General features: G+C 51.3%; 6 protein-coding genes and 4 pseudogenes. 7 read left to right on the top strand and 3 right to left on the bottom strand.

Features of this window, described 5'->3' with window-relative positions:
• Positions 1–292 (bottom strand): annotated as a pseudogene (locus Q427_RS34075) (hypothetical protein); the annotation flags it as partial.
• A 2-nt stretch (positions 293–294) separates the two neighbouring features.
• Here Q427_RS34075 and Q427_RS30180 point away from each other — a divergent pair.
• The 7 genes and pseudogenes from Q427_RS30180 (at position 295) to Q427_RS30160 (ending at position 6,876) form a co-directional block, all read left to right on the top strand.
• Positions 295–861 carry a very short patch repair endonuclease gene (locus Q427_RS30180; protein WP_331280639.1) on the top strand — a complete coding sequence of 189 codons (567 nt, stop codon included), beginning with the start codon at positions 295–297 and terminating at the stop codon, positions 859–861.
• Between the two features lie 413 nt (positions 862–1,274).
• Entirely contained in the window at positions 1,275–1,652 is a 378-nt protein-coding gene (locus Q427_RS13720; protein WP_043514786.1) for a LexA family protein, read from the top strand.
• Positions 1,653–1,727: 75 nt separating this feature from the next.
• Positions 1,728–2,908 (top strand): annotated as a pseudogene (istA, locus tag Q427_RS30175) (IS21 family transposase).
• Positions 2,905–3,711 (top strand): IS21-like element helper ATPase IstB, encoded by an 807-nt coding sequence (gene istB, locus Q427_RS13705; protein ID WP_155833570.1) that lies wholly within the window; start codon positions 2,905–2,907, stop codon positions 3,709–3,711. The pseudogene istA and the gene istB overlap by 4 nt, the downstream one beginning before the upstream one ends.
• Positions 3,712–4,141: 430 nt before the next feature.
• A pseudogene (locus tag Q427_RS30170) lies at positions 4,142–5,128 on the top strand (DNA cytosine methyltransferase); the annotation flags it as partial.
• Positions 5,118–5,621 (top strand): ATP-binding protein, encoded by a 504-nt coding sequence (locus Q427_RS30165; protein ID WP_081785997.1) that lies wholly within the window; start codon positions 5,118–5,120, stop codon positions 5,619–5,621. The pseudogene Q427_RS30170 and the gene Q427_RS30165, both read left to right, overlap by 11 nt.
• Positions 5,539–6,876: an ATP-dependent nuclease gene (locus Q427_RS30160; protein ID WP_197030642.1), complete on the top strand. Its 1,338-nt coding sequence runs from the start codon at positions 5,539–5,541 to the stop codon at positions 6,874–6,876. The genes Q427_RS30165 and Q427_RS30160 overlap by 83 nt, the downstream gene beginning before the upstream one ends.
• A 363-nt stretch (positions 6,877–7,239) precedes the next feature.
• Here Q427_RS30160 and Q427_RS30155 read toward each other — a convergent pair.
• Positions 7,240–7,374 (bottom strand): annotated as a pseudogene (locus tag Q427_RS30155) (IS3 family transposase); the annotation flags it as partial.
• Between the two features lie 6 nt (positions 7,375–7,380).
• The coding region (locus tag Q427_RS13695; protein ID WP_043514782.1) for a DNA/RNA helicase domain-containing protein at positions 7,381–7,729 on the bottom strand (349 nt) is incomplete at its 5' end.

Raw genomic sequence — 7,729 nt, 5'->3', positions numbered from 1 at the left:
GACAAAGTGCCTCTTCTTGAGCCTGCTTCCATAGATGCTGCACGTCGGAGCGGCATGAAGGGTGCTCGCCTCCCTGCAGGTAGTCATAATACGCTGACATCCCCATGCCACTGTCATGCAGCAACCGGTAAAATGCACGCAGGGTCAGAGTACGATGAGCAGCAGGATCTTTTTCCACGGATACGAGTGTCTGGAATTGACGACTGCCGTCGGACTTCCGTATCGAGCTGAAGCCTTCGCCTAAGCCGCCCGGCCCCGCAAAGAGGTCAACTACGTGAATCGGCTTCGTCATCAATGATAACCTGCAATTCGTTCTTGGAAAGTGGGGGGGCTATAAGCATGCCCGATGTTGTCGATAGTTCGACCCGCTCGCGCATGATGCGGGCGATAAAGGGCCGTGACACCCATCCCGAAATTGCTCTGCGCAAGTACCTTCACGCCCAAGGATATCGGTTCAGGCTTCACCGCAAGGATCTGCCGGGGTCGCCTGATCTCGTCCTGCCGCTTCATAACCTAGTCATCTTCGTACATGGTTGCTTTTGGCACAGGCATGCTGGCTGCTTCTATGCCACGACCCCCGGCACCAGGCCGTCATTCTGGGAGGCCAAATTCGAAGCAAATGTCCGCCGAGACCAGCGGGCATGCCAAGAATTGAAGCAGTTGGGATGGCGTGTCCTGGTGGTCTGGGAATGCGGCTTCAAGCACTGCCGTAAGCAACTATCCGACATTCCTGAACTGATCCAAGCCGTCAATCTGTATCAGGAGTGGCCATCCCGACCACCAAGCTTCGCTCTTCCTAGCCTTGCATTTCTCCGTGACGGAACCCGTTATCGGACGCAGCCGTCTCCGGACGGCGTATGATACCAGGTTATCCTCGTGGGGCTAGCATTACCATACCTGAATGGGCCGTGTTCTGGCTGAGCCAGGCAGCTCACCTGAACAAGAACATCAAATGTCTGCAATCGATTCGCCCTCTTTGCTGATCTCCTCGCGGACAGGGCGCTCCGCAGCCCGCTGCCAACCAATGCACTGCCATCAAAATTGCTTAGCGTCTAGCCTGGCTCATTCCAGGTCGCATAGGCTTGTCGTCACCGAGCGATCCAAAGGGATACACGTAAGACCCGCCTAATCTCTCTTCCCTGACAACCACTCAGCGGCTAATTTCCATTAGCGACTGCTTGTTGCTTGTGGCAGGCCTCATAGATAATACTGTATAAAATCACAGCTATCTAGAGGGGCGTCACTCATGCCGCCAGAGAGACTCATCCCAGCACATCCCGCCCCACTCACCCTGGCACTGCCGTTTCGGCCTCTCGGGCTTCCCCTCGCCCGCCCAGGATTACGAAGGCCGAACGCTCGACCTGAATGAGGGATTCGTGAAGCGCCCCTCGGCCACGTTCTTCCTGGCGGTAACGGGCGACAGTATGGAGCGCCTGAGCATTCAGGAAGGCGACACTCTCGTGGTCGATCGCTCCATCGAGCCCCGCCCAGGCCACATCATCGTCGACATGGTCGATGGTGAGATCACCGTCAAGCGCTATGAGCTGCGCGGCGATGTGGCCTGCCTCTGTTCCGGCAACTCTCGCTACGCTCCGATCCCGCTCGTCGACATGGAGTGCCAGGTTGTCGGCGTCGGAGCTATAAGTCCGTAGATCATCAAAACAGATTGTCCCCCCGACCCGCATGGCCTTCCCTTGTTGGTGACGAAGCCTACAAGAGATCGAGCCATGCTGAGCCGAGAGGACTTTCTCATGATAAAGCAACTCCACCAGCGAGGCGCTCACCTCGTGGACATTGCCCATCAGATCGGCTGTTGCGAGCGCACCGTGCGGCGCCACCTGATCCGCGAGTCAGCGCCAACGGGACGACCGGCCATGCGGCGAGCGAGCAAGCTGGATGCTTACAAGCCGATCATCGATCAGCTGCTGGCCGATAACGTCTGGAACGCCGAGGTGATCTTCCAGTTGATCCGCGAGCAGGGCTACACCGGTGGTAGCACCATGGTGCGAACGTATATCCAGCCCAAACGAGCCTTGCGGCCGAGCAAGCAGACCGTGCGCTTCGAGACTCAGCCTGGTTTCCAGCTCCAACATGACTGGGGCGAGATCGAGACCGTTGTGGCCGGCCAGTGCGGCAAGGTGAATTTCGCCGTCAACACCCTGGGCTATTCGCGGCGCTTCCATGCCTGGGCAGCGTTCAGCCAGGATGCCGAGCACACCTACGAGTCGCTGGTGCAGGCCTTCCGGCACTTCGGCGGCGTGCCACGCACGGTGCTGGTCGATAATCAAAAAGCGGCGGTGATCAAGCACGATCGCGACCGACGGGTGGTCTTCAACGCCGGCTTCCTGCAACTGGCCAATCACTATGCTTCACGCCCAAGGCGTGCCGCCCGCAACGCCCGCGTACCAAGGGCAAGACCGAACGTATGGTCGGCTACGTGAAGCAGCACTTCTTCCAGCGCTACCGGCAGTTCGAGAGCTATGCCCACCTCAACCAACTGCTCCTGCTATGGCTTGAACGGGTGGCTGATCAGCGCCTGCTACGGCAGTTTCGTCAGACCCCGGCCGAACGCTATATCGCTGAAGCGGAGGCCCTTCTGCCGCTGCCGGGAACAGACTTCGATACCCGTTACCACGACCTGCGCCAGGTCGGCTGGGACGGCTACATCGAAGTGCGCGGCAACCGTTACAGCGTGCCCGACGGCTATTGCGGCCAGGCGGTGGTGATCCGCCTCAGCCTGGATGACGAGCTGACGGTGTACACCGCCGCCGGTGACGCCATCGCCTATCACCGCCTACAGGCCCCACAAGCAGGCTGGAACACCGTGCCGGAGCATCATGCTGCTCTTTGGCAGCAGACCCTAGCGGTGCAGCAGCGCGACCTGAGCGCCTACGAGGAGGTGCTGTGATGGCCCTGGAACAGCTACTTGATCGCCTGAAGATGGAGCATCTCCAGGCGTCGCTCGACAGCCTCTGCGAGCACGCCAGCAAGCAAGATCTGAACTACCGGGAGTTCCTCGAACAGGCCTTGTTACAGGAATGGGGCGGGCGTCATCAGAAGGGCCTGGAGTCACGCCTGAAGCAGGCCCGGCTACCGTGGATCAAGACCCTAGAGCAGTTCGACTTCAGCTTCCAGCCCAGTATCGATCACAAGATCGTGCGGGAGCTGGCCGGCCTTGGCTTTGTCGAGCGGGGTGAAAACGTCGTGCTGCTCGGGCCACCCGGCGTCGGGAAAACACATCTGGCCGTCGCCTTTGCAGTGAAAGCCGCCGAAGCCGGTCACCGCGTCCTGTTTATGACCCTGGATCGACTCGTTAGCACCCTGATGCGTTCACGGCAGGAGAATCGCCTGGATCGGCAGCTCCAGCAGCTGACCTACCCCAAGGTGCTGGTGTTGGACGAGATGGGCTACCTGCCGATGACCCGCGAGGAAGCCAGCCTGTTCTTCCGCTTGATCAACCGGCGCTATGAGCGAGCCAGCACCATCCTCACCTCGAACAAGTCGTTCATGGACTGGGGCGAGATCTTTGGCGACCAGGTCATCGCCACGGCGATCCTTGATCGGCTGCTGCATCACTCGACCACGCTGAACATCAAAGGCGAGAGCTACCGACTGAAGGACAAGCGACGAGCTGGCCTGGTGACCACACCGACGACGAAGGAGGACGAAACCTCACACGAGCCTGAATCTGTTCCGATGAAAGAGCACTGACAGAAACCGGACAATCTGGATTGATGAAAAGCGGACAACCTTCACTGGCGTTGACAGCAGAGCGAGGTAGGCCATCCACGTAACATGCGCCTCATTGATCTCATGGACGAACTGAACCATAGGATGGGACGTGGTACGGTATGTAAGTGCACGCTTGGACATGCCGACGGGCGGCCCTGGATCTGCATGGCGTCAACCGTACGCATCGCTGGACGACACACTGGGATGAGTTCCCTACAGCTAGGTTTTGCTAGCAAGTCCCAGGTGGGGGCAGGCTGATGACATATTAGTACCCTTTTGCCGATAGAAAAATTAGGGTATCCTTGCTGGGCTAGCTATATAGAGAGTATAGCAGGATAAACTAGGGCTACGAAGATCGAAATGCACCAGACGAGTGAGACGCTAAATGCAGTAGACCTTTTTTTCCGGCTGTGGAGGGTTGACAGAAGGTCTCAAACAAGCAGGAGTTAAGGTAATCGGCGCTTTGGAATTCGATGCCAAGGCTTGCCAGACCTACAAACTCAACCATCCAGAAGTTGAACTAATTGAAGACGACATTAGAAGAATAAGCCCCGAATGTTTTTCAAACAAACTAAAAATAGAAAAAGGGAAACTTGACCTATTAGCCGGCTGTCCTCCATGCCAAGGATTCTCGACTCTCCGAACGCGCAATAAGCGAGCCAGCAGAGATGAAAGAAACGCTTTAATCGATAACTTTCTTAGCTATGTAATACACTTATCTCCAAAATCAGTAATGCTAGAGAATGTCCCGGGACTAGAAAAGCACTATAGATTCAAACAATTCGTATCCTCTCTACGCAGAGAAGGGTATAAAGTTAGTTATAAGATATTAGATGTTTCAGATTATGGAGTAGCTCAGCGTAGAAACAGGCTGATACTACTAGCAAACAAGCTTCAAGATCCAGTCTTTGCCGACAAAATAAAGATGAAGGAAACTGTTGCCAGCATCATTGGCGGATTAGAATCACCAAGCGAAAGCAAGGATGATATACATACAATCCCCGAAAAAAGAACGAACCAAGTTAAAGAAATAATAAAAAATATTCCTAAAGACGGGGGAAGTAGAAAAGACCTCCCTGAGCACTTGGTACTTAAGTGCCACATTTCCTTTTCTGGGTTTAGTGATGTCTATGGAAGAATGAAATGGGATTCTCAATCCCCAACAATTACCAGTGGTTGCCACAACCCTTCAAAGGGAAGGTTCTTACACCCTGATGAAGATAGAACCGTAACTCTTAGGGAAGCCTCTCTATTACAAGGGTTCCCTAAAGATTACAAATTTATAAGAAAGCATGGGAAAGAGTCCTTAGGATTGATGATAGGTAACGCCTTGCCGCCACCTTTCATTAAGGCCCACGCAGCGGAAATAGTAAAGGTCATCAGGAATGCCAGCTAGAAAAGAGCCAACAGCACAGAGCCTTAATCGCTATATTGAAATAGCAACTAGATTATGCAAAAATAACAAGCTTGATAAGTATATAAAATATGCCGTATTTCCCAATTTTAAAAACCTTGAAAATGGGGCAAGGATAGACTTTAATTTCCCTGTAACAGCTATAATAGGGCCTAATGGGTCTGGTAAATCTTCAATACTACATGCTTTATATGGAATGCCATACAACTTCAGCACTAGCCGTTTTTGGTTTTCTACTACTCTGGATCCGATTGAAGAAGGGAAAAATAAAGGAGCAAATAGATACTTCTATGCTCATCTCATAAGAGATATATCAAAACACGTCGAGACCAAAAAAATAAGGCGCAAGAGAAATGAATCTTACTGGGAGCCTGCTAGGGTATCAAGACCAGATGGAATGCAAGCCATCCCTAAAGAATATACTGAAAAAGAAAAGAGAATTTCGGGTAGCGGACCGGTGGTATCCTACCTTTAGAGCCCCCATTTACATTAGCTTTAAGTACCAGTTTAGTGCTTTTGATAGAGCATTCCATGTAAACAACACTGGCCTAACAATACAAGAGCGGATAGAAAAAATAAAAAAAAGTGCAACAAAAATAAGCAAAGTAATTTCTAAAGGAAAGCAATCTTATAAACCAGGCGGGGTAGAGTCCGTTTTTACCAACAGACCATTAACCGAAAGCGAGCTTATATGGATAAACCACATATTGGGAAAAAAATATGTCGGCGCAACATATTTGAAGCATCGACTTTACGAAAAAGAGAGTGGCCTAAGCATCATATTCCAGACAGAAAATGGGCAATATTCAGAAGCTTTCGCTGGTAGCGGAGAGCTAGCTGTCGTAAACTTAGTAATAAAATTACTGAATGGTGAACAAAATAGCCTAGTCCTATTGGATGAACCTGAAACATCATTACACCCTGGAGCACAAGAGAATCTTATACGTTTTCTTTTGTGGACAGTAATAGAAAAGCATTACCAAATAGTTATTTCAACGCATTCACCTACAATAACTCAGTCGCTTCCAAAGGAAGCCCTTTATGCACTCCTAGAAACGGATGAAGGGAGCACAGCTATATCTCAGGTTGCACATCCCCACATGGCCTTTCACAGAATAGGCCATATCCCCGATAATAAAAAACTTGTCATCGTCGAGGATCAATTACTTTTGAAGCTAGTTGAGGTGGCTCTCGATGAGCTATCAGACTGGCAGAAAGAAAGTATAAGCCTGGACTTACCTTCAAGCGGTGGAGATGAAATTTTTAAATATCTCTTACCCATACATGGGAAAGAAAAAAGAGAGGTTTACTATATATTAGATGGGGACAAAAAACCAAAAGTTAGCCTCGACCTTGAAAAGCTTGAAACCATGGAATCGGAAGAAATTTTCGATAAAATAAAAGAAGCATTTTGCTGCGAGCCATTACATCTCAAGTCAAATGATAAGGAAGGCTGTATGAATTACATAAGAAGAGCAAAGGAAAATGTCTTTAACATTCACATGGAATGTCCCGAAGCAATTTTTTTAGAAGCCCTAGGATATAGTGATGCCCATTCACTATCAAACCAAGAAGCCAAAGAGTTGCTTGTTGAACACCTGGATAAAGAAAAGCTTGGTTCCAGTGCCGAAATTCAACACACACTATTTAATTACCACTTAAGGAAAAATGGAGAAACCCCCCACATAAGCGATGTTGCCCAGTTCCTAGACGAAATAAGCAGGATCTAAGAATTTCTTATCCATACTCGATATAGAGTTTCGTGAAACTATCTGAGCATAATACGCTATTTTTCTAAGGCTACATATCGGGTATCATGTAATTGACTACTCGCTTGGCAATATCCCAGACCACTTGCCCCGCCATTCATAAGTCGTTGCAATCAGCAATTGAGGGTGCGGCGCCTTCTTCGGGATGTTGTGATTGAGTAACCAGCTGTAGCATTTCAGCATCCGCTTTAAATCTTCGCCTGAGGCATAACACCGAGTCGCCATATCGCTGTGACGGCCATTAAAGCTCTCCACCATGCTGTTAGCGCCGGAGCTATAAGTCCGTAAATCGCCAGAACAGATTATTGAATCGCCCCGGATATTCTAGACACCCGTCAGGCTCTGGAAATGGCGCCGCTCGTACTCGACGGATGACAGGTCATCACTCGTACTGTGGCGGCGCCTTGGGTTGTAGAACATCTCAATATAATCGAACACATCGCTCTTAGCGGCTTCCCTTCAGCGTCACCCGCTGCGCCTCATCGATGAAGAAATCGAGAAGCGTGACGCGGCCATCACCTCCTTGATCTGACTTTCCCCCAGGTTCTGATACATACCGGACTTTTCGTTCAGACGGTGCGCCTCGTCTACGATCAGGGCATGGAAGGTGTCTGGCACGGCGTTGACGTAGCTACCCGAGCCCTTGAACAGGTTATCGATGTGGGTCTTCTTGCGCGTTCCGGTCAGCTTCTTCTTGAATACCTCCCGAGGGGCCGAGTTGCGCGACACGTACTGCGTCATCATCTCGCGCCCTGTCAGCTCCACCAGCAGGTTGATGGCCACCACCGACTTGCCGGTGCCCGGTCCGCCCTTG

This window comes from Halomonas sp. BC04 (assembly GCF_000568385.1).
The sequence above is the reverse complement of the archived record's forward strand: the minus strand, read 5'-3'. Positions and strand labels throughout refer to the sequence as shown.

Bases quoted from the DNA above. Each gene is read 5' to 3' on its own strand.
- Q427_RS30160 (WP_197030642.1), top strand. From the start codon at position 5,539: ATGGAATGCAAGCCATCCCTAAAGAATATACTGAAAAAGAAAAGAGAA.
- Q427_RS30180 (WP_331280639.1), top strand. From the start codon at position 295: ATGATAACCTGCAATTCGTTCTTGGAAAGTGGGGGGGCTATAAGCATG.
- Q427_RS30165 (WP_081785997.1), top strand. From the start codon at position 5,118: ATGCCAGCTAGAAAAGAGCCAACAGCACAGAGCCTTAATCGCTATATT.